The organism is Roseateles sp. P5_E8, assembly GCF_054177665.1.
Window position 1 is genome coordinate 1 of record NZ_JBGCUM010000130.1, and the last position, 1,458, is coordinate 1,458.

The window sequence follows — 1,458 nt, forward strand, 5'->3', positions numbered from 1 at the left end:
TCACCACCGTCTGCGTCTTGCTGTTGGTCAGGCCCGCGGCATCGGTCACCGTCAACGTCACCGTATAGCTGCCCTCAGCGCTGTAGCTCTTCGTGGCCGACACCCCGCTTGCGCTCGTGCCGTCCCCGAAYGTCCACGCATAGCTTGCGACCGGGCCTTCGGCATCCGTGCTCCCAGCACCGGAGAAGCTCAGGTTCGCGCCCACTTGCCCACTSGTCGGGCCGCTGATGTTGGCCACCGGCGCCTGGTTCGTCACGCTTCCCGGCGTCCAGGCCTCCACCTCGACGATCCGCGAGAAATTACCAATTGCACCTGTTACTAGGACCCGGATACGCGTTGTACTAATCGGCGCAAAAGCGAATTGTCGCCACACCATGTTATTGCCGGTGACATTGCCGCCTTGCACATTCATCCATCCGTCGCCATCCCAATATTGGACATCGTAGTGCGTGATTCCATATTTACTAAAAGTCATTGCCAGCGTAGGCACCGACGGCGAATTGTTATTGTCCTGAAGTGTAAATACATCAATTTCACCAATCGTCTGGAGACCATTGAAATCAATCTGAACCCAATCAGGGTAAGCGCCAGAGGTCGCATCATTCCACCCCCCGCCGGCATTCCAATTCAAACCCTTTCGATCGCCGTTATTAATCGATTTAACTGGGTAGCGACCATCATACACACTGGAGGCGGACGCAATACCACCATTGACAGCCAATGCCACGTTCGTGGCAATATCTGAAGGGGCTCCAACTGTAAATAAGGCAGTCTTCACAGAACTCAATCCGTGATTATCCGTCACGGTCAAAGTTATTTTATACGTACCGACGTACTGGTACGTCTTGGCAACATTGATTCCGGCTCCAGTGGTGCCATCGCCGAAATCCCAGACATAAGAAGCAATAGGCGCATCAGGTGCACTGCTTAAAGCAGCGGAAAACTGCGCCACAGCCCCCGCAACTCCAACACTTGGCTGCACTGCAAAGTTCGCGCTTGGCGGCGAATAAGCCCCTTGTGAGACTACAACCTGCTGCGTGGCGGTAGATATCGCACCGACGGAATCCGTAACAGTCAACTGAACGGTGTAGGTCCCGGCTGTTGCAAAAAGCTTCTTAGCTGAAACCCCAGCCGCCGTCGTGCCATCGCCAAAGTCCCACGTATAACTTGCAATATTGCCTTCGGCGTCCGTACTCGCAGAAGCGAAAAAAGTTGCAAAAATGCCTGCCTGCAAGTCGGCTGACGAAACAGTAATTACCGCCGAGGGGGGCGTATTCAGTTTAAGGCAAAGCTCCCAGATGCCGAACAGCGCCGAGCCCCTGGACTGCCCATACACAGAGTAACCACATCCCGTGGTAGGCGAAAACACAGTAAGCGCAAGACTGACATTCCCGGGGTTTGTCGCAGGCAATTGCACCTCAGTCCACAAGAGAGTTTTCGTATCGAAAGTCCAAATAT

Annotated in this window: 1 protein-coding gene; it reads right to left on the reverse strand. The window is 54.2% G+C overall.

Features of this window, described 5'->3' with window-relative positions; genetic code table 11:
* Positions 1–1,458: PKD domain-containing protein (locus ACXRVZ_RS27570; RefSeq protein WP_458233125.1), on the reverse strand; the 1,458-nt coding region annotated here is incomplete at both ends.